Origin of the sequence: Limnohabitans sp. 2KL-27 (assembly GCF_001269345.1) — a bacterium.
Lineage (GTDB): Bacteria > Pseudomonadota > Gammaproteobacteria > Burkholderiales > Burkholderiaceae_C > Limnohabitans_A.
Map to the genome: position 1 here is coordinate 215,272 of NZ_CXOP01000001.1, position 26,826 is coordinate 242,097.

Sequence of the window (26,826 nt, forward strand, 5' to 3'; positions counted from 1 at the left end):
TTTCGTGTGCGCGAGCGCACGGTGTTTGCTTACTTGTAAAGGACTTCAGGCAACCACATGCCGATGGCAGGGAACATGTAGAGCAACACGATCGCAAAGACCTGGATCGCCATGAAGGGCAACATGCCTGCAAAGATCTGGTTGAGCGTGACGTGCGGTGGGCTCACACCCTTCAGATAGAACGCTGCCATGGCCACGGGGGGGCTCAGGAATGCGGTCTGCAGGTTCAAAGCCACCAACAAGCCGAAGAACAAAGGATCAATGCCGAAGTGAGGCAACAAAGGAATGAAGATCGGCATGAAAATCACGATGATCTCGGTCCACTCCAGCGGCCAGCCCAGCAAGAAGATGACGACCTGCGCCAGGATCATGAACTGCACCGGCGTCAGATCCATGCCCAGCACCCAAGTGTTGATGATCTCCTGCCCACCCAGCAGCGCAAACGCGGCCGAGAAAATGCTGGAGCCCACAAACAGCCAGCACACCATGGCGCTGGTTTTGGCCGTCAGGTACACCGACTCGCGCAGCACCACGTAGTTCAGGCGTCGGTAAGCGGCTGCGAGCAGCAAGCCGCCCAAGGAGCCCATGGCCGCCGCTTCGGTGGGGGTGGCCAAGCCAAACACGATGGTGCCCAGCACCGCCAAGATCATGAGGGCCAGTGGGAAGAACGAACCCAGCAGCATCTTGAAGATCTCAAGGCGCACAAAGCTGAAGTAGGCATAAAAGATGGCCAAGGCCACTGCGCAACTGGCCAAACCGATCCAGAAATACAGGGGTGCATCTTGACGTTCAGCAGAAGCAGGCGTCTCAGCGGCGGCCGCCACAGCAGCGGGTGCAGGTGTGGCTTCTTTGGCTGTTTCTACATTCGGCGCAGTTGCTGCCTGCACAGATTCTGTGCCGGGTGGCTGCTTCAAGCCGTCGGCTTCAGGCTCAGACAAGCCACTGACGCTTTCACCCTCTTCTTCGGCTCCGTCAGCGGAGTCAGACAATTCGCCACCCATGGCCACCACGCCCTCCACCGCCTCGACTGGCAAAGGTGCTGTGACCTTGAAATAAATGGTGCCCATGATCGCTGCCACAGCCAAAAGCGGCAACAAAGCAATGACCAAATGGTTGAGCAACTCACGCATAGGCACGGCTGCATTGCGTTTGCCCTTGATCGCACCGATCAAGCCAGGCAAGACAGTGCTGCTGATGTCTTTGGACACCACTTGGGCAAACGCCGGCAAAGGCACGATGCGGTCTTCGGCCGACATGGGCGGGGCCATGCTGGGCTTGATTTTGGCAATGATGACCACGTACAGAACGTACAAAGTGGCCAGCATGACACCAGGAAAGAATGCGCCCGCATACAGCTTGACGACCGACACACCAGCGGTCGCGCCATAGACGATCAACATGACCGACGGCGGAATCAGGATGCCCAGACAACCACCTGCGGTGATGGCTCCCGCAGACAGTTGCACGCTGTAACCTGCCCTCAGCATGGCGGGCAGCGCCAACAAACCCATGAGTGTGACCACGGCACCCACAATGCCCGTGGCCGTGGCGAAAATCGCGCAGGTCACGATGGTGGCCACGGCCAAAGAGCCGGGCAAACGGGCCATGGCCAAGTGCATGCTCTTGAAGAGCTTTTCGATCAGGTTGGCTCGTTCAATGAGGTAGCCCATGAAAACAAACAAGGGAATCGAGATCAGCACGTCGTTGGACATGACCGAATAGGCACGCTGGACCATCAGGTCCAAGGTTTGCTGAACCGCCAAATCGGGGTTTTGGCTTTTGTAGGCGATCCACGCGAAGATCATGCCCATGCCCATCAAGGTGAAGGCGGTTGGAAAACCCAACATGATCGCCACCACCACCAAGGCCAGCATCAACAAGCCCAGATGACCGTTGGTCATTTCAGCAGGAGATGGCAACAATACAAAGGCCGCGAGCACGACCATGGCCATGATCGTCAGGCCAAACCAGACTTCTTTTTTCATTTTTGATTTCCCTTGGCAGTTGCCAGCTCGCCCAACTTGGCGATGTCTTCGTCTTTGACGTTGACCATTTCCTTGAGTTTTTCGACGTCGACTTCGTCCACGTCATCGCCGCGCTTGGGCCATTCGCCTTGCTTGATGCAGACAATGCAGCGAACGATTTCAACCAGGCCTTGGGCCAACAGGAAAGCACCTGCAATGGGCAAAATGGTCTTGAAGGGGTAAACAGGTGGGCCGTCGGCCGTGATGTTGGAGTGTTCGTTGATGGCCCAAGACTCGGCTGCAAAGCCGTAGCCGGCGTAGGCCAAAGCCACCACACCAGGAATGAAGAACAAGATGTAAAGAATCAGATCAAGCCAGGCCTGCAGTCGAGGCGGGAAAAAGCCATAGAGCACATCGCCGCGCACGTGGCCGTTTTTGGACAAGGTATAAGCACCGGCCATCATGAAGAGCGATCCGTACATCATGCTCATGACGTCAAAGGCCCAGGCGTGGGGGTTGTCCAACACATAACGGGAGAAAACCTCCCAGGAAATCATGAAAGTCAAAGCCACGATCAACCAGGAAAAAAACTGGCCAATCCAAGTGCTGACTTTGTCAATAAAGAGCAACAGGGTTTGCATAAGGGAACCACATAAATGAATCAGCCATCCAGGAGACCTGGATGGCTGACAAAACTGTCAAATAAAAATCAACCTTTTTTCGCGGGTGCCGCTTTGGCTCCGAAGAAATGGTTCACAGCCATGCGACGGCTGATGTTGGTGTCTTGGTCCCACTTCACAGCGCGAACTGCGAAAGCCTTTTGAGAAGCGACCACCTCTTTGAAGATGGGGTTTTCTGCAGACTTCTTCTCCAAGATTTCGGTCCAAACTTTCAGCTGCTCTTGCAAGATCGCATCAGGCGTCTTGAAGAACTTGACCTTGTCTTTGGTTTGCAGTTCGACGTAATCCTTGGAATAACGGTCGATGGCTTTCCAAGACATGTCGGCCGAAGCGGCCTCTGTCGCGATCGCGATCACAGACTTCAACTTGGCTGGCAGCGCGTCGTATTTGGTCTTGTTGAACATGATCTCAAACGTCTCGGCGCTCTGGTGGTAGCTTTGCAGCATGCAGACTTTGGAGACGTCGGGGAAACCCAAAATACGGTCAGAGGTGGCGTTGTTGAATTCAGCACCGTCGAGCAAACCGCGGTCCATGGCTGGCACGATTTCGCCGCCTGGCAAGGCATTCACGGCAGCGCCCATGGCGGTGAACAGGTCAATGGCCAAGCCGTTGGTACGGAACTTCAGGCCTTTCAGATCAGAAGCTTTGGTGATCGGCTTCTTGAACCAGCCGAAAGGCTGTGTGGACATGGGGCCGTAGAGGAAGGACTGAACGTTACCGCCGATAGAGGCGTACAACTTGGCCAGCAGCTCAGCGCCGCCGCCGTACTTGTGCCAAGCCAGGATCATGTTGGCGTCCATGCCGAAGGCGGGGCCGGAGCTCCACAGGGCCAAAGCGTTTTGCTTGCCGTAGTGGTAACCCAACACGCCGTGGCCGCCGTCCAACGTGCCTTTGGACACGGCTTCGAGCAAACCAAACGCAGGCACCACAGCGCCAGCGGGCAACACTTCGATCTTCAGATCGCCACCGGTCATGTCGTTGACCTTCTTGGCGTAGTCCAAGGCGTACTCATGGAAGATGTCCTTGGCGGGCCAAGTGCTCTGCCAGCGCATGCTGATCGGGCCGGTCTGGGCCTTGGCGATCATGGGGGCAGAAATGGCACCTGCGGCGACAGCTGCGCCTTTGAGGAGGTTGCGACGGCGTGGGGTTTGGGCTTCGGTCAAGGAGGTCTCCAGTGGTTGTTGAACTTTTAAGCGTAAAAAGTTACCGCTTGGTTACCATTATCGGAGGAGCTGGCCGCAGAAATCTAAGTAAAAACCCGCACCCTCCCCGACATTTATTTCAATTCGGCTCAGAAAAATTTTCAATCACGCCACCAGATCGAAGCCTTGCGCTTCGACGCTGATGAAGGCTTCGGTGAAAGCCGACAGCCGCGCATAGAAAACAGCACGGGGATGGCCTTGCAAGGTCTGGCACAGGGCGGGCAACCACGATTGGACATGCTGGGTGAAAAAGGCTTGTTGACGCGTCAGGTTCGACACCGCCACATCATCGCCGGCAATCAAAAAGCGCATGACCTCAAAAACATAGGCCACATGGTCTTCGGTTTCAGGCATCGCCTCGCTGCGGGCCAGGCCCAGCTCGGTCAGGTCGTCGCGCAGCCGCACCAGCGGTTTTTCGTTCAGAAAGCCACTGAGGTAGTGCGATCCGAACAAATAGACCTCGGGTTTGCCCACACCGCCAAACAGGCCGGTGTATTCGGCCGCGATTTGCGCCTGGCTCAGGCTGCGGGCGCAAGCCACCAGTTCACGCCAAGGCTCCTCCAAAAAACCACCGGCGTCGGGCGCCTCGGTGACCGCGACTTGCAGCTGGCCCAGCAACTCTTCGCCGGGGGCCTGGTAATACAGCTGTGACAACAGGCCATAGACTTCGGCACGTGCGGTTTCTTCGTCCAGCGCGTGGCTGCTGGCGGACAGGTTCAGATCTTGGCTCATGGCAACAAATTATTGGGGTTTGGAAGGTGTGTTGGCACCCGGGACGCGCACCTGATTTTCATCGGTGAACATGTCCACCACGCGGCAGTCGCCGCACATTTTCAGGCGCTCCAGGGCCGCGCCTTGGAACATGCTGTGCCCGGCCAGGCGGCCGAGCATGGCTTCGATGCCTTTGAGCGTGCCAAACGGTTTGCTGCAGCGGATGCAGGCGTAAGGGGGGCTGCCGTGCAAAACACGCACCTGGGTGCGCTCGGGCTGCAGCGACAAGCGAGGCTGCAGTGTGATCGCGTTTTCGGGGCAGGTCTTGGCACACAGGCCGCACTGCACACAGTTTTTCTCAACAAAACGAAGCTCGGGTTGCAGCGGGTTGTCTTGCAGCGCCGAAGAGGGGCATGCGCCCACGCAGCTGATGCACAGCGTGCACTTATTGGCATCGACCACGATGGTGCCCAGTGGGGAGCCGGCCGCTGGCAAGTCCAGGGCTTTGGGGCGACGGGTCTCGTCCATGGCCATCACGGGAGACTGGGCCATCAAGTGGTCGATGACCAGCTCCAGGTTGCTGCGCTTTTCGGCCTGCACCGCGTGGCGGGCTGAGATGGCCGGGCCAGTGGGCAGGCTGGCGGACTTGAGGCTGCGGGCGCACAGGCGCTGCAAATCACCATCCAAAGATGTGGCGGTTTTGGCTTCGATGAGCTGAAAATGCACGCCGGTGTAACCCAGGCCGTGGAGCAGGCTTTGCGCCACGGCCATTTGTTCCATGAGGGCTGCGCGGTATGGCGGCGCTTCTTCGTCGGTGAGCAAGACCAGGACTTGCCGTGCGCCATAGGCCACGGCCGAGAGCCACAGCTCCATGCCCACACTGGCGGTGTGCCACAAAGCCACGGGCATCACGCGGGCCGGCACGCCTTGCATGACACCCAGCTGCGCACCGCGACCGAGTTCATCGATCAGAGCCTGGCCTTTTTCTTGGCTGTGCAACAGCAAGGCGGCATCGCGCCCGCCAGCAGCCTGGTAAGCCGAGAGCAATGCGCGGATCTTCGCGCCCTGCTCTGCCGGGCGCGGATAGGCGTAAGTCAGCGCGCCAGTAGGGCACGCCGTGGTGCACGCGCCGCAGCCCACGCACAAATTGGGGTTGACCACGATTTGCTGGCGGCTTTTGTCGGAGCGCACGGCTTCGGCCGAGCAGATGTCGATGCAAGCGCTGCAGCCGACTTGTTCGTTGCGGCTGTGCGCGCAGAGCTTTTGTTTGTAGGCAAAAAAGCGGGGCTTTTCAAACTCCCCGACCAGTTCGCGCACCTTCAGCAAGGTTGGCAGGTCTTGCCCGTCCCAGCGGAAGTAACCCTGAGGCAAAGCGTGCGAGGTGAAGGTGGGCGAGGCTGTTTCGCCACGCAAGTCCAGCACGACATCGAAGCGCTCGGTTTGCGGGCGGGCATCGCGCGAGAAATCGATCGCGCCGGCGGCTTCACACACCTTCACGCAGTCGCGGTGCGATGAGCAGCGCGACAGGTCCACTTGGTAATCGAGACCAATGGCCTGCTCGGGGCAGGCGGCCACGCAGGCGTTGCAGCGGGTGCACAGGTCCAGGTCAATCGGATTGCTCGCGTCCCACGACACCTCGAAAGCGCCCAGCCAACCTTGGAGCCCTTGCAGGCGCCCGGCCACCACCGGAAAACGGCGCTCTTGGCTGCCCCCGGCCTGGCCCGGGCCCTGGGCAAAAATCGTGACCTGCATCGCGTCGGCCAAGAGGGTGGCAGCGCGCTCGGCGTCATCGATGGGCCCGATGATGAGCACACGGCCTTCGCTTTTGTAGGTGACCGTCGGCACAGGTTCTGGCTCGGGCAAGCGGGCAGCGGCCAGCAAGGCAGCCATTTTGGGTGTGGCGTGCGCAGCCTCGTGGCCCCAGCCGCCGGTTTCGCGAATGTTGACAAAGCGAATGGGCGAAATCGCGCCTTCGGTTTGCTCGGCCAGCTCAGAAAACAGACGTTTTTCTTGGGTGCAGGCCACCACCACGGTCTCACCGGTTTTCACGGCTTTCTGGAATTGTCCGGCCTCACGTCGGCACAAGGTGGTGTGCAGTGTCAGGTCTTCACCCAGTGCTTGCCCCAGGGCTTGGGCTTGCAGGGGCATGGTTTGGTTGCAATTGCAAATCAGGGTGGTCATGTGCTGTCGTTTCGGAAGCTTGCAGCGCCGGTATGGGCTGCAGTGCCTGTGTCGTTGAGGATGGCGACTGTGCCACAAGTGGCGAGACTTGCGTCTCGTCGGGACTTTTTGCGTGGTTTTCCTGCGCCTCGCTGGCCTCGGTCTGCGGCGTGTCGGCTGGGTCTTTTTTGGGGAAGAGGTTCAACAGCTCGGCCCCGACCATTTTTTCGAGCATACCTGCAGGCAAAGGGTCTGGGGTGTTGTAGTCGCCAATGTAAATGTCCAAACCGTCCATCACATTGAAGTGCGGATCGGTGAAGAGCTTCTTCATGGCGGCATTGCGCACCTCCCCAGGCACGCCTTGGCGCATGAAGGTCTGAAAATCAGAGGCCGGCGTGAGCCCTTGCACGTCGGCCATGGTGGGCAGCGCAGGCTGCGGCGCATCGGCCGGCAAGGGGGCCTCGGCGGTGACCGTGCGGCCTGGCACTGGGTGCGGCGGCGGTGCATCGGGCCCAAGCCCGGAGGGCGAAGCTTCCTTTGCAGGCGCAACCCGCGGCACAGACTCTGGCGGCGGAGCTTCTCCCGGCTCCAGGCCCTGCTTGCGGCGAGACCAACGGCTGAAAAAGTTGTCGCTCATGCGTCCGGCCTTGCGCCTTTGCGTTTGCTGTCGGTGCTGACCGAGACGGGTTGACCAAAACGGTCTGTCAGGCGCTGGAAACTTTGGGGGCGCTGGCGCTTTTTTTCTTCGGGCACAAAGTGCTGCTCGGCAAAGCTGTGCATCCAGGCCACGACATCGGCGGGGGCAGGAATGGTCTCCACGGTTTCCTGTGCGTCCAGCCAACGGCCAGCGTCGTGGTAACTCAGGCTCACGGCTTGCGGCACAGCCATCGGCTCGCTGCCGTCTTGCCCATCGATGAGACGCCACATGACAAAGTAGCAAGGTGTGGGCGATGTGGCGTTGAGCCAGTAACCTTCCGCGTCGTCGGTGAACAGCGTCACTGGCCAGCCCGGATAAAGCCAGAGCGACTCGGCCCCAGATTGGCGCAGGCTGCGCGGGTCTGTGCCAAAGCCCGCCTCGTTGGGCACCACATCGGCCAATATCCAACGCCAAGCTTGCCAACGCGCCATCGGGCCTTGTACCGCCTCGCGGCGCATCAGAACTGCCACATCAATTTGTGGACGTGAAGACATGGACAAACCACCTTTGGCGAATTGAAGGCTCAGGAACCCAACACATACTTGAATGAGGGCAAAGCAAGCAAGAATACCGTACCTTGGCCCGCCTCGCTCTCAAAGCTCAAACGCCCCCCATGTGATTCCACAATGGATTGACTCAGCCACAAGCCCACACCCATGCCTTGGGATTTGGAGGTCTTGAACAGCGCAAAGACATCCTGCTTCTGGGTCCCATCGATGCCACAACCATTGTCGGCAATCCGCAGCTCAACCCAGTTGGAGCGCACTTCCCCGGAAATGACAATGCGGGAGGGCTGGCCTGGTTTTTCGACCAACGCATCGATCGCGTTGTTCAACAAATTGAGCACCACTTGCTGCAACTGGGTGGCATCGCCCGTCAACATCAAGGGCTCGGTCAGCTTGATGTCGAACGCGATGTCCGAACGCTTGGCGTGGGCATTCACGATGTTGACCACATCGCGCACCGCTTGGGCCAGGTCGAGCCGGGCATATTCCCCCCTGCCGGTCGCAAACATGCTGCGCAAGGCACGGATGATGGCAGCAGCATGGCGGGTATCCTCCCGAATCAGATCGGCCAGCTTGTGGGCCTCGGCCAGAGCTGCTTGGGGATCGCGATTGCGCTGCAGATGCGACTCGATCAGCTCGGTTTTGAGCACAATGGTGGTGAGCGGCTGATTCAGTTCGTGGGCGATGCTGGCCACCAGCGCCCCCATGCCCGCCGACTTGTTGGACAGCGTCAACTGGCGGATGATTTCTTCGCGCTCACTGAGCAGCGTGGACAAATCTTGGGAGTGTTGACGAAGGAGGCTCGAACGCTCCTGCTCGCGCGCCAGACCTTGCTCGGCACGAATTTGCGCTTTGTGCATGTGGTCCACAAAAATTTGCATGAAGCCCACACTGAGCATGGTGACCGCGACAAACTGCCCCGCAAACACCACCGCCTGATCCCAAGACATGTCATACAAATCCGCCGCACCCCAACCGCCCAGTATGGCAACCGTCTTGATGCCCAATGTGAGCACCAGCAGCCACCCGGCCGACTGCACAGCACGGGAGCCAAAAGGGTCGTGTGTGGTGGCAATGCGCCGACCCGACACCACGTACTCCAGGCAATTGAGGGTGTAGAACCCGTAAAAAAGCAGGATCACGCCAGCTTCAGAACCGCCCGAAAAATAATAGCCATAGGTGACCAACAGGTAAGCGCCATTGAACGCCGCCATGCCCCACAACCAGAGGCGATCAGCTGGACCATCCAGGGAGCGCAAGGCAACTTGGCGCCCAAAATTGCCCAGCGCCATGAGCAGTACACCCCAAAAGACCACCGCAGCGGTGGGCAAAATGCCACGACTGCCCAGCACCAACACCCCCACCGCGCTGGAGAGGCCCGAGACACTCCACAAGGTGACCAGGCCACTGCGGTAGCGCGCCATGCCGTACCAGATGGCCGAATGCAGCATCAGGTAGAGAAAAGCATCCATCCAAAAGATGGCTTGCACGTCGATGTTCAAGTGAAATTCCCCGACCTGAATCTGTGGAGGGCTTGGGTGCCCCACAAACTGTGCAGAACCCAAGACGGTCAGCGCAGGATTATGAAGGCTGTAGTGCAGAGACTTGTACAGCGCAGTACTTGAACTCCGGGATCTTGCCAAACGGGTCCAACGCCGAATTGGTCAGCAAGTTAGCCGCCGCCTCTTGGTAGGCAAACGGGATGAACACCGTGCCCTCAGGCGTGCCATCGTCACATCGCAGTTGCAGCGCCACCTGACCCCGGCGCGATGCAATGCGCACGCGCTGCCCGGCCTGCAGGCCCAGTCGACCGAGATCAACGCTGCACATGGACGCCGTGGCTGCAGGCTCCAGCGCATCGAGCACGGTGGCGCGCCGCGTCATGCTGCCGGTGTGCCAATGCTCCAGTTGACGCCCGGTGATCAACACCATCGGGTACTCGGCATCGGGCTGTTCGTTGGCCGGGATCAGGCTGGCCGTCATGATCCGCACACGGCCATCTGCCGTCGGGAAATGGTCATGGAATACGATGGGCTGGCCCGGATCGTCGGCGCTCACACAGGGGTAAGTGACCGAGCCCGCGTTCAGGCGCGCCCAGTCGATGCCGCCAATCGCCGGGGCCATGGCCTGGCGCATTTCTTCATAGACCTCGGCCACACCCTCGTGTGCGCCTGCGTATTGCCAGTTGAGACCCATGCGTTGGGCGATTTGCTGGATGATCCACAAATCAGGCTTGGCATCGCCCGGCGGCTGCACGGCCTGGCGGCCCATTTGCACCGTGCGGTCGGTGTTGCTCACGGTGCCGGTCTTTTCGGGCCAGGCGCTGGCTGGCAGCACCACATCGGCCAGCCAAGCGGTTTCGGTCAAAAAGATGTCCTGCACCACCAAGTGCTGCAAGCTGGCCAGCGCGTGTCGGGCGTGGTTCAGGTCCGGGTCGCTCATGGCCGGGTTCTCGCCCATGATGTACATGCCCCTGACCTTGTGCGGGTCACTGTCGGGGGCGAGCGCCTTGTGCATGATTTCGACCACGGTGTAGCCGGGCTGGTCGTCGAGCCTCGTCCCCCAAAATTTTTCGAACCAGTCGTGCGCCGACGGGTCGGTGACGCGCTGGTAGTTGGGGTACATCATCGGGATCAGGCCCGCGTCGCTCGCGCCTTGCACATTGTTTTGGCCGCGCAGCGGGTGCAGACCCGTGCCGGGGCGGCCAATCTGGCCCGTGATGCTGGCCAGCGCGATCAGGCAGCGCACGTTGTCGGTGCCGTGCACATGCTGACTCACGCCCATGCCCCACAAAATCATGGCAGCTTTGGCTGTGGCATAGGCCCGCGCCACCTCGCGGAGGGTGTCGGCCGGGATGCCGCAAACCGCGCTCATGGCCTCGGGCGTGAAGTCCTGCACATGGGCCTTGAGTTCGGCCACGTTGTCGGCACGGTCACGCAAGAAAGTTTCGTCGCACAGGTTCTCGGTCACGATGACGTGCAGCATCGCATTGAGCAGCGCCACGTCGGTGTCGGCTTTGAACTGCAAAGTGCGCCAAGTGTGGCGGCCGATGTCGGTGATGCGCGGGTCGGCCAGCACGATGCGCGTGCCGCGCTGGGCGGCGTTCTTCATCCAGGTGGCCGCCACCGGGTGGTTGCTGGTGGGGTTGGAGCCAATGACGATGATCAGGTCTGAATGCTCGACATCGCGCACCGGGTTGCTCACTGCGCCAGAGCCCACACCTTCGAGCAAGGCCGCCACGCTGGACGCGTGGCACAGGCGGGTGCAATGGTCCACGTTGTTGCTGCCAAAGCCGGTGCGCACCAACTTCTGGAACAGGTAAGCCTCTTCGTTGCTGCCTTTGGCTGAGCCAAAACCGGCGAGTGACTTGGGGCCGTGTTGCTGGCGCAAGGTGTTGAGCGGCTGGGTGGCCAGGTCGAGCGCTTCTTCCCAAGTGGCTTCACGAAAGACTTCGCGCCAGTCGGTGTGGCCATCGATCAGGCCCAGGTCTTTGGCCACGCCTGGCTTTCGGATCAGCGGCTGGGTGATGCGGTCCGGGCTGTGGATGTAGTCCATGCCAAATCGGCCCTTGACACACAAACGCCCTTCGTTGGCCGGGCCTTCGCGCCCCTTCACACTGATGATTTTTTCGTCCTTGACCTGGTAAGTGACCAGACAACCCACGCCACAAAACGGACACACCGAGTCGACTTCGCGGTCCACTTTTTGCGGACCCATGTGGCTCTTGGGCATGAGCGCCCCCGTCGGGCAGGCCTGCACGCATTCGCCGCAACCCACACAACTGCTGCCCCCCATCGGGTCGGCCAAGTCAAACACCACCTGCGTGTGCGCGCCCCGAAATGCCAGGCCAATCACATCGTTGACCTGCAGGTCGCGGCAAGCACGTTCACAGCGGTTGCACTGGATGCAAGCGTCCAGATTCACGGCCATGGCTGGGTGCGACAGGTCGGCGGACACCGCCTCGCGGCGCAATTGAGCCAATGCCGGGCGCACCTGCACCCCGTGGTGTTCGGCCCATTGGCTCAGTTCGCCATGCGGGGCTTCGGCGCGGTCGTCCAGCCATTTGTAGCCCTGCTCGGGCAGATCGGCCAACAGCATCTCGAGCACCATTTTTTGGCTTTTGACCGCACGTTCGCTGTTCGTTTGCACCTGCATGCCGGGCGTGGCGCTGCGGCAGCAGCTGGGGGCCAGCGTGCGCTCGCCTTGCACTTCGACCACGCAGGCGCGGCAGTTGCCGTCAGGGGCCAGGCCCTCCTTGTGGCACAGATGCGGGATGGCGATGCCCAGCTCTTTGGCGATTTTGAAAATGCTTTGGCCGGCTGGTGCCTCGACGCTTTGCCCGTTGAGGGTGAATTGAACGGTGCTCATGCTGGTGCCCCCACTTCGTGCGGGAAATACTGCAGCACACACCGGATCGGGTTGGGCGCGGCCTGTCCCAGACCGCAAATCGACGCGTCGCCCATCACCTGCGCCAAGTCTTGCAAGGTGTCGGCATCCCAAACTGGGGCGGTCATGAGTTGCGCGGCTTTGTCGGTGCCCACGCGACAAGGCGTGCACTGGCCGCAGCTTTCGTGCGCAAAAAAGCGCATCACGTTCAGGGCCGCTTCGCGGGCGCTGTCGTGCTGGCTGAGCACCATCACGGCCGCCGAGCCGATGAAGCAACCGTGCGTTTGCAGCGTGTCAAAGTCCAGCGGCACATCGGCCAGCCGCGCGGGCAAGATGCCGCCGCTGGCACCACCGGGCAGGTAGGCGTAAAGCGTGTGCTCCTCGGCCATACCGCCGCAATATTCATCTACCAACTCGCGCAGGGTGATGCCTGCGGGCGCGAGCTTGACGCCCGGGTGCTTGACGCGCCCGCTCACGCTGAAGCGGCGCAAGCCTTTTCGGCCATGCCGCCCTTGCGATGCAAAACTGTCCGCGCCCTGCTCCAACAGTTCGCGAATCCAGTACAAGGTCTCGAAATTGTGTTCCAGTGTCGGTCGACCAAACAGGCCCACCTCGGCGATGTAGGGTGGGCGCATGCGCGGCTCGCCCCGTTTGCCTTCGATGCTCTCAATCATGGCGGACTCTTCGCCGCAGATGTACGCGCCCGCGCCCCGGCGCAGTTCGATGCGTGGCAAGGCGCAAGGCGGCTTGGCCTGCAATGCAGCGATTTCTTGCGTGAGCAAGACACGCGCTTCGTGGTACTCGTCGCGCAGGTAAATGTAGACCGCCTCGCAACCCACCACGCTGGCGGCAATCAGCACGCCTTCCAGAAAACGGTGCGGGTCGGCCTCTAAACAGGTGCGGTCCTTGAAGGTGCCGGGCTCGCCCTCGTCGATGTTCACCGCCATCAGACGTGGGCCGGGCTGGCTGCGCACGATGCGCCATTTGCGCCCGGCCGGGAAACCCGCGCCACCCAAACCCCGCAGGCCCGAAGACTCCAGGCACTGGATGACCGATTCATGGTCCTTAATACCGGCCGCTACCTGCATTGCCAGTTGGTAACCGCCCGATTGCCGATAAGCCTCCAGCCGAATGGCCTCTGGCAAAGGATGGGGCGACGTTTGCTGTGCGACCACCCGCTCGGTCACGGTCTGCACCGTGGCTTGCGCCACGGCCTGCTGGCCGACCTGCGCGGCAGGCGCCTGCTCGCAACGTCCCAAACAAGGCACAGGCACCACTTTCACGTCCAGCAAATCGTTTTGCAATTGACGCAGCAGCGTGTCGCTGCCCGCCAGGCTGCAGCTCAGGCTGTCGCACACCCGCACGGTGATCCGTGGCGCGGTTGCCTCGTCTTTCAGGATCTCGAAGTGGTGGTAGAAAGAAGCGACCTCGAACACCTCGACCACCGACAGGCGCATTTCGGCGGCCAAGGCCACGATGTGGCGCTCGAACAGGCCGTGGAAGTGGTCGTTGAGCACATGCAGGTGTTCGATCAGCAGGTCCCGGCGGTGGCCGTCTTTGGGCGGCAGGCCGATGAGGGTGCGCACCTCAGCGCGGGCCTCATCCGAGGCCTGGCGGCCTTTCAATTGGGCGCGGGGCTGGCGCAGTTGCTGGCGAACCTGGTCCAGGCCAATGTGGGTAGCGTTCGCCATGTTGTTCAGTAGGTTTCGAGGTGCAAACGGCCTTCTTTTTTGAGCGCAGCGCCCACAGTATCCCAATCGAGCCCGGCGTTCTGTGCGATGTCTCGCAAGGCCATGACCACGCCCTCTTCCATGCTCTTGAGGCCGCACACATAAAAACAGGTGTTGGGGTCCTTGAGCTGGGCCGCGATGTCGGCCGCGCGCTCGCGCATGGCGTCTTGCACATAACGCTTGGGCTTGCCCACCTCGCGCGAGAACGCGAACTCGGTGTCGATGAAATCTTTGGGCAGGTTGTTCAGCGGACCAAAGTACGGCAATTCAGCAGGCGTGCGGGCCCCAAAAAACAGCATGAGTTTGCCGCCCTCGAACTTGCCGCTGGCGCGCAGGCGGCGACGCCATTCGGTCATGGCGCGCATGGGGGCCGAGCCCGTGCCGGTGCAGATCATGACGATGTTGCTCTTGGGGTGGTTGGGCATGAGGAAGCTCGCGCCAAACGGTCCAATCACCTGCACTTTTTCACCCACATTCAGATCGCACATGAAGTTGGAGGCCACGCCACGCACGGGTTTTCCGTCGTGGTCTTCAAGCACGCGCTTGATGGTCAGCGACAGGTTGTTGTGGCCGGGGCGCTCGCCATTGCGGGGGCTGGCGATCGAGTACTGGCGGGCATGGTGGGGTTTACCGTTGGCATCCATCCCGGGCGGAATGATGCCGATCGACTGGCCTTCGAGCACCGGGAAAGGCAGGCTGCCGAAGTCCAGCACGATGTGGTGGGTGTCGTAGTCTTGCTGACCATCGAGTTTGCCCACTTCGGTCACACGCAAGTTACCGGTCACGGTAGCGGTGATGGTTTTGTCTTGTGCCTTAGGTCCATACAGGTTGGTGTAGGCGTGGGCCGCAGACCAAGGGGGGATGGTCGCGCCGAACTGGGCCGAGTTAAATCCCGAGGCTGCGGCGGTACTGACGGCCGACGAAGACGATGCTGCAGCTTGCACGGCAGCTTGGGCTTCTTGCTGTGCCAGACCGGCATCGCCACCCGTGTCACCTGTTGCTTCGGCCAATTCTTCGGCGCTCAGTTCAGCGGGCAGGTCGAACCACTTGAGTTGTTCTTCGATGCTGTAGGCCTTGGCCTTGGGCACCATGCGCCAGTTGTCAATCGAGCCTGTGGGGCATGGCGAGATGCAGTCCATGCAACCGTTGCAGATGTCGGCCTTGACGACGTAGTTGAGTGAGTCGTGCGTGATCGCTCCCACAGGACAGATGGCTTCGCAGGTGTTGCAGCGGATGCAAATTTCCGGGTCGATCAGGTGTTGTTTGATCAGCGTGGCTTCGGTGCTCATGTCTTTGACTTTCTTATATTTGGTGTTTTATGTCTGTGGTCTGCGAGGTCCGCAACGGAATGGCTTGGGGCCGGGCACCTCATACGGAGTACCGGAAAATCGGTGCCCGGCCCCAAGCCATTCCGTCGCTCTGAGCCTGCTTCAACGCTCAGAGTCTACTGGGACCCTGATCGCTCAGCACACCCATGTCATTGAAAGGGCAAGGGGCGGGTGACGATTTTCGGTACCCCGTCATGAGGAACCCGCCCCTTGCCCTTTCGATGACCGCCTCCAATCAATGCAGAACATAGAAACGACCAGCCACACAGCCACCAACAGACGCTCAACAAACACCATGCAGTTGACAGGGGACGGGGCGGGTGACGATTTCTGGTACCCCAGTATGAGGAACCCGCCCCTTCCTCTGTCAACTGCCGCCCCCGTAACGAAACAGAGACAGCAGTCAAATCGGAAGATCAATCAATTGAAGCGGACGTAATCAAAGTCCACAGGTTGACGGTTGATGCCCATGACGGGTGGCGCGATCCAGTTGGCGAACTTGCCGGGCTCAACGCAGCGACCCATCAGGCTGGCCACATAAGCGCGGTCTTCGTTGGTGGGCAACCACTCGCCCACTTGGGCCATCCACTCGGCGTCGGTCACCACACGGCCATCGGGCGTGATCTTGGCACCAGACAAAGAACCGATGTTGCGGTGGAAAGCCTTGTGCGGCGCCGTCAAGGTGAAAGGAATGCCGGCCTTGCTGATCACGCGGTTCCAGCGGTCGATGCCGCCTTTGGAGTCGGTGATGTAGTCGTCGCGCAGCACTTCGTTCAATGCGTTGAGCATCGGCACTTCTTTTTCGACCAGTTTGCCGTCTTCGACCGACAAGATCTTGTAGCTGTTGCCCTTGAGCACGTGGTCATCACCACGTTTGCCCTCTTCGTAACGGCCCTTCAAGCCCGAGCTGTAGAAAGTGGCGGCGTTGGACGACTGGTCGGCGCCAAACAGGTCGATGGTCACCGAGAAATGGAAGTTGATGTAGCGCTGGATGGTGGGCAGGTCGATCACGCCGGCGGCACGCAACTTGCCCACGTCGTCGGTCTTGAGCTGGTTCATCACGTCCACCGTGCGCTGGATGGTGCGACTCACGCCGGACTCGCCCACAAACATGTGGTGCGCCTCTTCGGTCAGCATGAACTTGGTGGTGCGGGCCAGGGGGTCGAAAGCCGACTCGGCCAGAGCGCACAGCTGGAACTTGCCGTCGCGGTCGGTGAAGTAGGTGAACATGAAGAAGGACAACCAGTCGGGGGTCTTCTCGTTGAAGGCCTGCAAGATGCGGGGGTTGTCTTCGTTGCCGCTGTTGCGTTGCAGCAGGGCGTCGGCTTCTTCACGGCCGTCCTTGCCGAAGTATTTGTGCAACAGGTACACCATGGCCCACAGGTGGCGGCCTTCTTCGACGTTGATCTGGAACAGGTTGCGCAGGTCGTACATGCTGGGGGCTGTCAGGCCCAGGTGGCGCTGCTGCTCCACCGATGCGGGTTCGGTGTCACCTTGTGTGACGATGATGCGGCGCAGGTTGGCGCGGTGTTCGCCAGGCACGTCTTGCCAGGCTTTTTCGCCAATGTGGTCACCAAAGTGAATCTTGCGGTCTTGCTCGCCAGGGTTCAGAAACACCCCCCAACGGTAGTCGCGCATTTTGACGTGGCCAAACTGGGCCCAGCCTTGTGGGTCCACGCTCACGGCGGTACGCAGGTACACGTCCATGTCGGTGGAGCCTTCGGGGCCCATGTCGTCCCACCAGTTGATGAAGTTGGGCTGCCACTGCTCCAAGGCACGTTGCAGCGTGCGGTCTTCGCTCAGGTTGACGTTGTTGGGGATTTTTTCGCTGTAGTTGATACCGGACATGAGAGTCTCCAGAAATGAAAAGCAACGGTGGGGTCAAATTTCGGTTGCAGCGCGGACCACCGGGCACCACGCAGCACAACGCAAAAACATCAAACGCGGTTCATGTCGAACTGGACTTTTTCGCCCTTGCCGTAGACCTTCAGGGCACCTTTTTCGCCGACGGCGTTGGGGCGCTGGAAGATCCAGTTCTGCCATGCGGTCAAACGACCGAAAATGCGGGTGGCCATGTTTTCCTTTTGGGCAAAACGCAGGTTGGCTTCCAAACCGGTCAGGGCGTCCGGCGACATGGACGAACGCTCTTCCAAGGCCAGACGGATCTCGTCGGACCAATCGATGTCGTCCGGTGCAGCCGTGACCAGGCCCAGGGCCAGAGCGGCGTCGGCATCGAGTGCTTGGCCAATGGCGCCGCGAGCGGCTTCCATGGCAGGCACTTCTTCATAAAAGCGGCGCTGAAGGCGGGTCTGGTCGTTGACCATGGGGAAAAAGCCGAAATTCATCTCGCTCAATTGGATTTTGGGGGCCTTGGCGGCATCGTCAGGCAAAGCCAGCATGTATGCGCGGTCGGCGCAGAAAGCCAGCTCGGCGAGTGTGCCGACAAAGCATGTCCCCTCTTCGATCAGGGCGAACAGGCTGCGCGAAGACACGTCCATGCGCGCCAGTGTGCGGCGCAGGTGGCCTATAGTTTCGCGCACCAACCAGTGGTCTTTGTGGGCCAGCAAGGTCGCGTCAGACGCCAACACGGCGGCGGCATCGCCCGATGTTTTGAGTACCCAAGTGCCGATGTCGAGTTCGTTGGTGCGCATGTGCAAGATGGCGTCGTCGAGTTCGCGCACCATCTGCAGCGGCCACCAGTTCACGCCGGCGGCTTCGATGCCGGCGATGTCGGTGGGCTGCGCTGTGGCGGGGGCCTTGACGGTGAAGGTGGCGATGCGCTTGGCGCGGTCGATTTCCACGGTGACGTTGGTGTAAGTCAGGGCATCGGCCGCAATGCTGCGGTTCAGGGGGGTCAATTCAACGCCTTTGACGCCTGCGGTGCGAATGCTGCCGGCAGCCAGTTTTTTGGCACGGGTTTGCACGGCTTCCTTGAACACAGCAGGCTTGGCGATCGCATCGACCAGACGCCAGTCCACGGCTTTTTGACCGCGAACGCCTTCCACGCTGGTGCAGAAGATGTCGGCCAGGTCGTGGCGCACATGGCGCTTGTCGGTCACGCGGGTCAGGCCACCGGTGCCGGGCAAGACGCCGAGCAGGGGGACTTCGGGCAGCGACACGGCGCTGGAGCGGTCGTCCACCAGCACGATGTCGTCGCAAGCCAGGGCCAGCTCGTAGCCGCCGCCAGCGCAGGCACCATTCAAGGCAGCGACGAATTTCAGGCCGTCGTGCTTGCTGGAGTCTTCAATGCCGTTGCGGGTTTCATTGGTAAACTTGCAGAAGTTCACTTTCCAGCCGTGGGTGGACACACCCAGCATGAAGATGTTGGCACCGGAGCAGAACACGCGGTCCTTCAAACTGGTCACCACCACCGTGCGCACTTCGGGGTGCTCGAAACGGATGCGTTGCAGCGCGTCGTGCAGTTCGATGTCCACACCCAGGTCATAGCTGTTGAGCTTGAGCTTGTAGCCAGGGCGGATGCCGGCGTCTTCGTTGATATTGATCGACAAGGTCGCAATCTCGCCATCAAAAGCCAGGTTGATGTGCTTGTATTGAGAAGGGTTGGTTTGGTAGTCAACCTGGAAAGCTTGCGTCATGTGGGTGTCTCCGTTGAAGAAGGTGGGTCTTGATTTCGGTCAAAAATGCATTTCAGTGCATGTTGCATTGAATTTTATTGCAGGTTATTCGGTCCCGCAACATGCACTTTAATGCATTTACTAAGTATTTACCCTAGGAAATGCATTTTTCTTCCACGCTTCAATTCGGCAGCGTCAAATGCTGGCGAACCGAAGTACGCAAGGCCGCAAAGGCCTGGTCTTCATTCCGCCCACTGGTGTTGATAGCCATGTCCGCCTTGGAATAGAAGGCCGCTCGCCCTTCCAGAATGCGCTTGAGGTCTTCCATGGCTTCGCGGCTGCCGGCCATGGGGCGCATGTCGCCCTGTGCCGCCACGCGGCCCATGTGGTCGGACGCATCGGCTTGCAGCCACACGGTGGTGCAGTGCGAGAGCAGCAAATTGAAGTTGGCCGAATCCGACACCAGGCCGCCCGGCGTGGCGATGACCGCTTCGGGGTAAATCTGGATCGACTCTTCGAGTGCACGGCGCTCGTAACGGCGGTAGGCGTTGGCGCCATAGAGGTTGTGGATCTCGCTGATCTGGCAACCGGCAAACTGCTCGATCTCGCGGCTCAGCTCAATGAAGGGAAAGCCCAGATCGTCGGCCAGGCGCTGGCCCAGCGCGGTTTTTCCAGCGCCACGCAAACCGATCAGGGCGATGCGGTTTTTGCGTTCTTGCGCATTGCCACCTTCGCCAAACATCTCGCTCAGTTGCACACGGGCCCGGCGCAAATCGGCCTCACTGCGCTTTCCCAATAACTCGCGGATCAGCAGCCACTCGGGCGAGGTGGTGGTCACGTCACCCAGCAACTCGGCCAGCGAGCATTGCAAAGCATTGGCCACTTGCAACAGCACCAAGACCGACACATTGCCCGTGCCGTATTCCAGATTGGCCAAATGCCGCTCAGACACATCGGCCGCCACCGCCACAGCGCGGCGCGTCATGCCCTTGCGCGAGCGCAGTGTGCGCACCCGCTCGCCCAGCGATTCCAAAAACGGGCTGCGCTTGCTGTCTGCGTCCTGCGCGTTTGTCTCCACCTGCACCGATTCCTCTTGTGATGCCATGCTCAACTTTCTCCCATTGATTAGGGAAAACCCTTTAATTTCAACAAACACAAAACATGCACTTTAATGCATACTCACGAACACGCAAAATAATGCATCAATCCGTGTTTATACCGCCAACTGAACCCTGGGAACAGTTTTTTGTTGCATGCCACGGCATGTCAACACCCACAAAGCGCCTCAGGGCGCACCCGGAAAGAACTTGCACATGACCACCGCTTTGCTCCCCAACTTTTTCGCAGGCCGCTGGCAAACCGGCTCCGGCGCAGGCACGCCGATGTTTGATCCGGTGCTGGGCACCGAACTGGCTCGTGTGTCCAGCTCGGGCATCGACTTGGCCGAGGGCTTTGCCTTTGCTCGCGAACAAGGCGGTGCGGCCCTGCGCGCCTTGAGCTACGGCCAGCGCGCAGCCCTCCTGACGAAAATCACCGAAGTGCTGCAAGCCCACCGCGATGCCTACTATGAGATCGCCACCGCCAACAGCGGCACCGTGGCCAAGGACTCGGGTGTGGACATCGACGGTGCCATCTTCACCCTGGGCTACTACGCCAAACAAGGCGCGGCCCTGGGCGACGCCACTCTGCTGCTGGACGGCCAACGCATCCGCATGGCCAAAGACCCAGCCTTTCAGACCCAGCACATCCAGGTGCCCACTCGCGGCGTGGCGCTGTTCATCAACGCTTTCAACTTCCCCAGCTGGGGCTTGTGGGAAAAAGCCGCCCCAGCCCTGCTCGCGGGCGTGCCCGTCATCATCAAGCCTGCCACCGCCACCGCTTGGTTGACCCAGCGCATGGTGAAAGACGTGGTCGACGCGGGTGTGCTGCCTGTGGGCGCGCTCTCGGTCATTTGCGGCTCGTCCGCTGGCCTGATGGACCAGTTACAGGCCTTTGACGTGGTCAGCTTCACCGGCTCGGCCGAGACAGGCCAAATCATCCGCAGCCACCGCGCCGTGACCGAGTTGTCGGTGCGTTGCAACATCGAAGCCGACAGCCTCAACAGCGCCCTGCTCTCGCCCGCCGCGACCGCAGACAGCGAAGCCTTCAAGCTGCTGGTGACCGAAGTCGCCCGCGAGATGACCGTCAAATCGGGCCAGAAATGCACCGCAATCCGCCGCATTTTTGTGCCGCGTGCCTTGTACAAAGCCGCTTCAGAGGCCATTGGCGCACGCTTGGCCAAAACCACCGTGGGCAACCCGCGCAATGAGACCGTGCGCATGGGCTCATTGGTGAGCCAGGAACAAAAAGCCAGCGTGCTGGCGGGCCTGGCCCAGCTCAAAACCGAAGCCACCGTGTTGTTCGATGGCAACGCAGCTGGCCTGGTGGACGCCGACGCATCGAGCGCTTGCGTGGCCCCGGTGCTGCTGGGCACCGAGTCGCCCATGACGGCCAAGGTCTTGCATGCGGTCGAGGTGTTTGGCCCCGTGTCCACCCTGATGCCTTACGACAGCATCGAAGAGGCCTACGCCATGATCCGCCGCGGCGAAGGCTCGCTGGTGTGTTCGGTCTACAGCGAAGACCACCTCTTCACCGCACAGGCCTCGGTCGAACTGGCCAGCAGCCATGGCCGGGTGCATGCGATTTCGCCCGACGTGGCGGCCCTGCACAGCGGCCACGGCAACGTGATGCCCATGAGCCTGCACGGCGGCCCCGGCCGCGCCGGAGGTGGCGAAGAATTGGGCGGCCTCAGGGCGCTCAACTTCTACCACTGTCGGACAGCCGTGCAGGGCAGCTCGCTGGCGCTGGATGCGCTGGCGGCTCAAGGCGCAGCCTTGCCCCTGTGACCCTGAAGGAAGCTGCTCCTGCAGTCGAATGTGGGTTCATTGAGCATTCGGTCGCAGGGGCGACCTCCCACAAAAACCTGACACGCAAAACCACATTTTCACCACACTGGACACCCCGAGGAGACAAAAAATGACACGCACTGTGACCGCCCCCAGCACCCACTTCAACTTTGCCCAACACCTGATCGCCACCAACGCTGGCCGTGCGGCCAAAACCGCCCTGATCGACGATGTGGGCACATTGACCTATGGTGAACTGACCGAGCAGATCCGCCGCTTTGCAGGCGGTCTTCAAGCCATGGGCATACGGCGCGAAGAACGCGTGCTGCTCCTCATGCAAGACAGCAGCGACTGGGTGGTGGCTTTTCTGGGCGCACTGTATGCAGGCGTGGTGCCGGTGGCGGTCAACACCTTGCTGACGGCCGAAGACTATGCCTTCATGCTGAGCAACAGCCGGGCGCAAGCAGCACTGGTGTCGGGCGCCTTGCTGCCCACGCTGCAAGCGGCGATGGATCTGGTCAAAACCGAAGTGCGCCAAGTGGTCGTTTCACGCCCAACCACAGCACTGGCTCAAGGCCAATTCAACATGACCGACTTTGTGGCGCAAAACACCCCGGTGTTGCCCGCGCAAACACTGGCCGATGAACCGGCTTTTTGGCTGTATTCGTCGGGCTCCACCGGCAAACCCAAGGGCACCGTGCACAGCCAAGGCAACTTGTATTGGACGGCCGAGCTGTATGGCCAAGGGGTGCTGAACCTGCAAGACAGCGACACCGTGTTCTCGGCCGCCAAGCTCTTCTTTGCCTACGGTCTGGGCAATGCCCTGACCTTTCCGCTGAGCGTCGGGGCCACCGTGGTACTGATGGCCGAGCGCCCCACGCCGCAAGCCACATTCAAACGCCTGGTCGAGCACCAACCCACCGTGTTTTATGGTGCGCCCACCGGCTACGGCGGCATGCTGGCCAACCCCGAGCTGCCCGCCAAGAGCCAGGTCGCACTGCGCCTGTGCTCGTCGGCCGGAGAAGCCTTGCCGCGCGACATCGCCGAACGCTGGTCGGCGCACTTTGGCTGCGACATCATCGACGGCATTGGTTCCACCGAAATGCTGCACGTGTTTTTGTCCAACCGCCCCGGCGACGTGCGCTATGGCACCACCGGCAAGGCTGTGCCTGGCTACGAGGTGCAGTTGCGCAACGAAGACGGCAGCGTGGTCACCGGCCACGACGAGATTGGCGACCTTTATATCCAGGGCCCCAGCAGCGCCTTGATGTACTGGAACAACCGCGAAAAAACCCGCGACACCTTCCAAGGCGTGTGGACCAAAAGCGGTGACAAATACACGCGCGACCCAGACGGTTACTACACCTACGCGGGCCGCAACGACGACATGCTCAAAGTCAGCGGCATCTATGTCTCGCCTTTTGAGGTGGAGTCCACCCTGGTGCAACACCCCGCCATCCTGGAAGCCGCCGTGATTGGCAAGGAAGACACCGACGGCCTGACCAAGACCAAGGCCTTCATCGTGCTCAAACCAGGCCAAAGCCTGACACAAGAGGAGGTCAAGGCTTTCGTCAAGGAGCGCCTGGCCCCTTACAAATACCCGCGCTTCATCGACTTTGTGGCCGAGCTGCCCAAGACGGCCACGGGCAAGATCCAGCGCTTTCGGCTGCGTGACTTGGAAAACAAAACCGCTTGAAGGGCCAGGCCCAGGGCCTCAAGTGTCTTTGCTGACCTTGATGGTCGGGAACTTGCTCGAAAAGTCCTTGGCCTTGGCCGCGATCTTCACCGCCACCTGGCGGGCCACCGCCTTGTAGATTTGGGCCACTTCGCCGTCGGGGTCGTAGACCACGGTGGGTTTGCCGCTGTCGGCCTGCAGGCGAATTTGCATGTCCAAAGGCAGTGCGCCCAGGTAGTCCATGCCGTATTCGGCCGCCATTTTTTTGCCGCCATCGGCCCCAAAGATGTGCTCCACATGGCCGCAATTGGTGCACACGTGCACCGCCATGTTTTCCACCAAACCCAAAATCGGCACGCCGACTTTTTCAAACATCTTGACGCCTTTTTTGGCGTCCAACAGAGCGATGTCCTGCGGGGTGGTCACGATCACCGCGCCGGTCATGGGCACGCGCTGGCTCAGTGTGAGTTGGATGTCGCCGGTGCCGGGGGGCATGTCGACGATCAAATAATCGAGCTCTTTCCAGTTGGTCTGGCGCAGCAGTTGCTCGAGCGCTTGGGTGGCCATGGGGCCGCGCCAGATCATGGCTTCGTCCTGGCTGACCAGAAAACCGATGGACATGACCTGTACGCCGTAGTTTTCCATCGGCTCCATGGTCTGCCCGTCTTCGCTCTCAGGCCGGCCTTCAATGCCCATCATCATGGGCTGGCTGGGGCCGTAAATGTCGGCGTCCAGCAAGCCCACTTTGGCGCCCTCGGCGGCCAGCGCCAGCGCCAGGTTGACGGCGGTGGTGCTCTTGCCCACGCCGCCCTTGCCCGAGGCCACGGCCACGATGTTTTTGACCTGCGGCAGCAGGGCCACGCCGCGCTGGGCGGCGTGCGCCGTGATCTTGCTGGTCACGTTGGCCGACACGTTGGCCACACCTGCCACGCCCTTGGCCGCAGCAATCAAGGCCTGGCGAATCCCGGGAATTTGGCTCTTGGCCGGGTAGCCCAGTTCCACGTCGAAAGAAACATCGCCGCCTTCGACTTGCAGGTTTTTCAGGGTTTTGGTGGAAACGAAATCTTTGCCCGTGTTCGGGTCAATGACGGCTTGCAGGGCCTGCAGGAGTTGTTCGGTGGTCGCCATGGTCACTTTCTAGAATGGGGCGGAGTTTACCGACAAGCTGGGCGGTACACCCTAAAATCACCGATTCCCCTACAAACTGCCCCACCATGTCTGCCCCCAACGCGCCCCGCCAGCTTTTTGTCACCACCGCCCTGCCCTACGCCAACGGCAACTTCCACATCGGCCACATCATGGAATACATCCAGGCCGACATCTGGGTGCGTTACCAACGCATGCAGGGCAGCCAGGTCAACTTTGTCGGGGCCGACGACACCCACGGCGCGCCCATCATGATCGCCGCCGAAAAAGCGGGCAAGACACCCCAGCAGTTCGTGGCCGACATCGCCGCGGGCCGCAAGCCTTATCTGGACGGTTTTCACATCGCGTTTGACAACTGGCACAGCACCGACGCCGCAGAAAACCACGAATTGGCCCGCCAAATTTACCGCGACCTGCGCGACATCTCGGCCGCCGATGGTGGCTCGCTGATCGAAGTGCGCGCCGTCGAGCAGTTCTTTGACCCGCAAAAGAACATGTTCCTGCCCGACCGCTTCATCAAAGGCGAGTGCCCCAAGTGCCACGCCAAAGACCAGTACGGCGACAACTGCGAGGTGTGCGGCGCGGTCTACGCACCCACTGACCTGATCAACCCGTTTTCGGCCTTGTCGGGCGCCAAGCCCGAGCTCAAAACCTCAGAGCATTTTTTCTTCAAGTTGTCTGACCCGCGCTGCGTGGACTTTTTGAGCCAATGGACGCAAGACGGCAAGCTCCAGCCCGAAGTGGCCAACAAGGTCAAAGAGTGGTTCAGCGTGCGCACCAACCCCGATGGCACCACCAGCGAAGGCCTGGGCGACTGGGACATTTCGCGCGACGCGCCCTATTTCGGCATCGAGATCCCCGACGCCCCGGGCAAGTACTTTTATGTCTGGCTGGATGCGCCCGTGGGCTATCTGGCATCGCTGAAAAACCTGCTAGATCGGCGGGGCGAAGACTACGCCGCCTACATGGCCAACCCGAATCTGGAGCAGATCCATTTCATCGGCAAAGACATCGTCACTTTCCACACCCTGTTTTGGCCCGCGATGCTGCACTTTTCTGGGCGCAAAACACCCAACAAGGTGAACGTGCACGGCTTTTTGACAGTGAACAACGGCGAAAAAATGAGCAAGAGCCGGGGCACGGGTCTGGACCCGCTCAAGTACCTGAGCCTGGGCATGAACCCCGAGTGGCTGCGCTACTACCTGGCGGCCAAGCTGTCGGGGCGCAACGAGGACATCGACTTCAACGCCGAAGACTTCATGGCCCGCGTCAACAGCGACTTGGTGGGCAAGTTCATCAACATCGCCTCGCGCTCAGCCGGTTTCATTGCCAAGCGTTTTGACGGTCAACTGGGCGCTGTCAGCGCCGACGGCCAGGCCCTGCTGGCCGCCTTGCAAAGCGCCACGCCTGCCATCGCGGGCTTTTACGAAGAGCGCGAATACGGCAAAGCCCTGCGCGAGATCATGCTGCTGACGGACAAAGTCAACAGCTATGTGGACCAAAACAAACCCTGGGACCTGGCCAAGCAAGCCGGCCAGGACGGCCGTCTGCACGACGTGTGCACCACCTGCATCGAAGCCTTCCGCCTGCTGACCCTGCAACTCAAGCCCGTGCTGCCCGCCCTGGCCGCGCAGGTCGAATCGTTCCTGAACGTCGCCCCCTTCAGCTTGACCCAAGCGCAAAGCCTGCTCGGCGCGGGCCACGCCATCAACGCTTACCAACACCTGATGCAGCGCGTCACCCCCGAACAACTCGACGCTTTGTTCGAGCCGCCTGCGGTGCTGGAGGGAAAAGTCATCCCCGGCGGCGAAGAGATCGCCCCCACCATCGGCATAGACGACTTTGCCAAGGTGGACCTGCGCATTGCCCAAATCGTCAACTGCGAGCCCGTGGAAGGCTCGGTCAAGCTGTTGCGCCTGACGCTCGATGTGGGCGAAGGCCGCACGCGCAACGTCTTTTCGGGCATCGCCAGCATGTACAAGCCCGAAGACCTGATCGGGAAACTGACGGTGATGGTGGCCAACCTGGCCCCGCGCAAGATGAAGTTTGGTGTGTCTGAAGGCATGGTGCTGGCCGCCAGCCACGCCGACAACAAGACGGACGCGGGCATTTACGTGCTGCATCCCTGGCCTGGCGCCAAGCCCGGCATGCGGATTCACTGACCTGTCCATCAAGCCAAAC

At 60.7% G+C, this 26,826-nt stretch carries 18 protein-coding genes; 3 read left to right on the plus strand and 15 right to left on the minus strand.

Features of this window, described 5'->3' with window-relative positions:
- Nucleotides 1–29: 29 nt before the first annotated feature.
- The 14 genes from LHAB_RS01065 to LHAB_RS01130 all read right to left on the minus strand — a co-directional run bounded on the left by LHAB_RS01065 (nt 30) and on the right by LHAB_RS01130 (nt 20,044).
- Nucleotides 30–1,985 (minus strand): TRAP transporter large permease, encoded by a 1,956-nt coding sequence (locus LHAB_RS01065; protein ID WP_090043530.1) that lies wholly within the window; start codon nt 1,983–1,985, stop codon nt 30–32.
- Nucleotides 1,982–2,605, minus strand: a complete 624-nt coding sequence (locus LHAB_RS01070; RefSeq protein WP_090043531.1) for a TRAP transporter small permease subunit — start codon at nt 2,603–2,605, stop codon at nt 1,982–1,984. The genes LHAB_RS01065 and LHAB_RS01070 overlap by 4 nt, the downstream gene beginning before the upstream one ends.
- 68 nt (nt 2,606–2,673) lie before the next feature.
- Nucleotides 2,674–3,807 carry a TRAP transporter substrate-binding protein gene (locus LHAB_RS01075; protein ID WP_228763298.1) on the minus strand — a complete coding sequence of 378 codons (1,134 nt, stop codon included), beginning with the start codon at nt 3,805–3,807 and terminating at the stop codon, nt 2,674–2,676.
- A 144-nt stretch (nt 3,808–3,951) separates the two neighbouring features.
- Complete coding sequence (locus LHAB_RS01080) at nt 3,952–4,578, minus strand: TorD/DmsD family molecular chaperone (protein WP_090043533.1); 627 nt, start codon at nt 4,576–4,578, stop codon at nt 3,952–3,954.
- Between the two features lie 9 nt (nt 4,579–4,587).
- On the minus strand, nt 4,588–6,705 hold the full coding sequence (locus tag LHAB_RS01085; RefSeq protein WP_090043534.1) for a 4Fe-4S dicluster domain-containing protein: 2,118 nt from the start codon (nt 6,703–6,705) through the stop codon (nt 4,588–4,590).
- Nucleotides 6,665–7,354 (minus strand): DUF3306 domain-containing protein, encoded by a 690-nt coding sequence (locus LHAB_RS01090; protein WP_090043535.1) that lies wholly within the window; start codon nt 7,352–7,354, stop codon nt 6,665–6,667. Before LHAB_RS01090 ends, LHAB_RS01085 begins: the two co-directional genes overlap by 41 nt.
- Nucleotides 7,351–7,908 carry a DUF3305 domain-containing protein gene (locus LHAB_RS01095; protein ID WP_090043536.1) on the minus strand — a complete coding sequence of 186 codons (558 nt, stop codon included), beginning with the start codon at nt 7,906–7,908 and terminating at the stop codon, nt 7,351–7,353. Before LHAB_RS01095 ends, LHAB_RS01090 begins: the two co-directional genes overlap by 4 nt.
- A 29-nt stretch (nt 7,909–7,937) precedes the next feature.
- Nucleotides 7,938–9,422, minus strand: coding sequence for a sensor histidine kinase (locus tag LHAB_RS01100; protein WP_090043537.1), 1,485 nt, complete (start codon nt 9,420–9,422; stop codon nt 7,938–7,940).
- 79 nt (nt 9,423–9,501) lie between these two features.
- Nucleotides 9,502–12,288, minus strand: a complete 2,787-nt coding sequence (gene fdhF, locus LHAB_RS01105) for a formate dehydrogenase subunit alpha (protein ID WP_090043538.1) — start codon at nt 12,286–12,288, stop codon at nt 9,502–9,504.
- Entirely contained in the window at nt 12,285–13,997 is a 1,713-nt protein-coding gene (locus LHAB_RS01110; RefSeq protein ID WP_090043539.1) for an NADH-ubiquinone oxidoreductase-F iron-sulfur binding region domain-containing protein, read from the minus strand. The genes fdhF and LHAB_RS01110 overlap by 4 nt, the downstream gene beginning before the upstream one ends.
- 5 nt (nt 13,998–14,002) lie before the next feature.
- Nucleotides 14,003–15,325 (minus strand): benzoyl-CoA 2,3-epoxidase subunit BoxA, encoded by a 1,323-nt coding sequence (boxA, locus tag LHAB_RS01115; RefSeq protein WP_090043540.1) that lies wholly within the window; start codon nt 15,323–15,325, stop codon nt 14,003–14,005.
- Nucleotides 15,326–15,784: 459 nt separating this feature from the next.
- The gene (boxB, locus tag LHAB_RS01120; RefSeq protein ID WP_090043541.1) at nt 15,785–17,212 is read right to left on the minus strand and encodes a benzoyl-CoA 2,3-epoxidase subunit BoxB; all 1,428 of its coding nucleotides are present in this window, start codon (nt 17,210–17,212) and stop codon (nt 15,785–15,787) included.
- 89 nt (nt 17,213–17,301) lie between these two features.
- Nucleotides 17,302–18,960: a 2,3-epoxybenzoyl-CoA dihydrolase gene (gene boxC / locus LHAB_RS01125; protein ID WP_090043542.1), complete on the minus strand. Its 1,659-nt coding sequence runs from the start codon at nt 18,958–18,960 to the stop codon at nt 17,302–17,304.
- A 160-nt stretch (nt 18,961–19,120) separates the two neighbouring features.
- A complete protein-coding gene (locus tag LHAB_RS01130) occupies nt 19,121–20,044 on the minus strand; it encodes a helix-turn-helix transcriptional regulator (RefSeq protein ID WP_090043543.1) in 924 nt (307 codons plus the stop codon).
- A 208-nt stretch (nt 20,045–20,252) separates the two neighbouring features.
- Here LHAB_RS01130 and LHAB_RS01135 point away from each other — a divergent pair, with 208 nt between their 5' ends.
- On the plus strand, nt 20,253–21,824 hold the full coding sequence (locus LHAB_RS01135) for a 3,4-dehydroadipyl-CoA semialdehyde dehydrogenase (protein ID WP_090043830.1): 1,572 nt from the start codon (nt 20,253–20,255) through the stop codon (nt 21,822–21,824).
- Between the two features lie 130 nt (nt 21,825–21,954).
- Nucleotides 21,955–23,520, plus strand: coding sequence for a benzoate-CoA ligase family protein (locus LHAB_RS01140; protein ID WP_090043544.1), 1,566 nt, complete (start codon nt 21,955–21,957; stop codon nt 23,518–23,520).
- 18 nt (nt 23,521–23,538) lie between these two features.
- On the opposite strand, the gene apbC is transcribed toward LHAB_RS01140, so the two are convergent.
- Nucleotides 23,539–24,627 carry an iron-sulfur cluster carrier protein ApbC gene (apbC, locus tag LHAB_RS01145; RefSeq protein WP_090043545.1) on the minus strand — a complete coding sequence of 363 codons (1,089 nt, stop codon included), beginning with the start codon at nt 24,625–24,627 and terminating at the stop codon, nt 23,539–23,541.
- 86 nt (nt 24,628–24,713) lie between these two features.
- Between apbC and metG the strand changes: the two genes are divergently transcribed.
- Nucleotides 24,714–26,807, plus strand: coding sequence for a methionine--tRNA ligase (gene metG, locus LHAB_RS01150; protein WP_090043546.1), 2,094 nt, complete (start codon nt 24,714–24,716; stop codon nt 26,805–26,807).
- Nucleotides 26,808–26,826: the final 19 nt, after the last annotated feature.

Coding starts and splice junctions, on each gene's coding strand:
- LHAB_RS01065 (WP_090043530.1), bottom strand. CDS start 1,985: ATGAAAAAAGAAGTCTGGTTTGGCCTGACGATCATGGCCATGGTCGTG.
- LHAB_RS01070 (WP_090043531.1), bottom strand. CDS start 2,605: ATGCAAACCCTGTTGCTCTTTATTGACAAAGTCAGCACTTGGATTGGC.
- LHAB_RS01080 (WP_090043533.1), bottom strand. CDS start 4,578: ATGAGCCAAGATCTGAACCTGTCCGCCAGCAGCCACGCGCTGGACGAA.
- LHAB_RS01085 (WP_090043534.1), bottom strand. CDS start 6,705: ATGCCCCTGCAAGCCCAAGCCCTGGGGCAAGCACTGGGTGAAGACCTG.
- LHAB_RS01090 (WP_090043535.1), bottom strand. CDS start 7,354: ATGAGCGACAACTTTTTCAGCCGTTGGTCTCGCCGCAAGCAGGGCCTG.
- LHAB_RS01095 (WP_090043536.1), bottom strand. CDS start 7,908: ATGTCTTCACGTCCACAAATTGATGTGGCAGTTCTGATGCGCCGCGAG.
- fdhF (WP_090043538.1), bottom strand. CDS start 12,288: ATGAGCACCGTTCAATTCACCCTCAACGGGCAAAGCGTCGAGGCACCA.
- LHAB_RS01110 (WP_090043539.1), bottom strand. CDS start 13,997: ATGGCGAACGCTACCCACATTGGCCTGGACCAGGTTCGCCAGCAACTG.
- boxA (WP_090043540.1), bottom strand. CDS start 15,325: ATGAGCACCGAAGCCACGCTGATCAAACAACACCTGATCGACCCGGAA.
- boxB (WP_090043541.1), bottom strand. CDS start 17,212: ATGTCCGGTATCAACTACAGCGAAAAAATCCCCAACAACGTCAACCTG.
- boxC (WP_090043542.1), bottom strand. CDS start 18,960: ATGACGCAAGCTTTCCAGGTTGACTACCAAACCAACCCTTCTCAATAC.
- LHAB_RS01130 (WP_090043543.1), bottom strand. CDS start 20,044: ATGGCATCACAAGAGGAATCGGTGCAGGTGGAGACAAACGCGCAGGAC.
- LHAB_RS01135 (WP_090043830.1), top strand. CDS start 20,253: ATGACCACCGCTTTGCTCCCCAACTTTTTCGCAGGCCGCTGGCAAACC.
- LHAB_RS01140 (WP_090043544.1), top strand. CDS start 21,955: ATGACACGCACTGTGACCGCCCCCAGCACCCACTTCAACTTTGCCCAA.
- apbC (WP_090043545.1), bottom strand. CDS start 24,627: ATGGCGACCACCGAACAACTCCTGCAGGCCCTGCAAGCCGTCATTGAC.
- metG (WP_090043546.1), top strand. CDS start 24,714: ATGTCTGCCCCCAACGCGCCCCGCCAGCTTTTTGTCACCACCGCCCTG.